The organism is Microbacterium kribbense (assembly GCF_039537285.1).
GTDB lineage: Bacteria > Actinomycetota > Actinomycetes > Actinomycetales > Microbacteriaceae > Microbacterium > Microbacterium kribbense.
On sequence record NZ_BAABAF010000026.1, the window covers coordinates 1 to 725 of the forward strand.

General features: G+C 28.7%; 1 protein-coding gene. It reads right to left on the reverse strand.

Annotated features, from left to right (window positions below; translation table 11 throughout):
• The coding region (locus ABD705_RS16030; RefSeq protein WP_344785410.1) for a transposase at window positions 1–725 on the reverse strand (725 nt) is incomplete at both ends.

The window sequence follows — 725 nt, forward strand, 5'->3', positions numbered from 1 at the left end:
ATTATTCTTACCCTCAACCCTAGCATTTGTATATTTTGTAATTAAAGCATTTAATACGTACTGTTTTTTATTCTTCAAAGATTTAAGGCTTGTTCTAAAGCATAAAGGACAGTCTTTTAAATCCTTTGATAGCATTTCTGAAATCATTTTTACATTTCTTTTTTCAATATAATATAGAAAATCTTGATAAAATACATATGCCTCCCTCAATTCATCTGAAAAACTAAGAAGTTCAGAGCAAATTTCCTTGGTATTAGTAAGTTTTTTGTACCCAACATATTTGTAAAAATAAACCCCATTTAACTTCCAATGCTTTGCTAGAGGCAACTTCCAATATCTTTTTAGCATACGGTATTCATGGCTGTTAGTCTTGAATTTCTTCATTATATCTACTCGAAGTTTATTTATATTTCTAGTTAAAAGTTGTACAATATGGAATTTATCTAGGATAATCGTAGCATTTGGAAACAATTCTTTACCTAGTTCTATGTACGTCTCATACATATCAGTAGTTATAAATTCAACCTTTTCTCTTACCTCTTTAGGATATGACAAGAAATACTGTCTCAAGTAATACTTTCTTCTATCAGGTAAAATATCAAAAACTTTGCCCGTTTCATTATTAACTAAATTTACACTCATTGCAGCATCAACTGATTTTAGAGACTTAAATTCATCTATTCCAAGTACTCTAGGAAGATATTTCTTACTGTTTTTAATTTCTG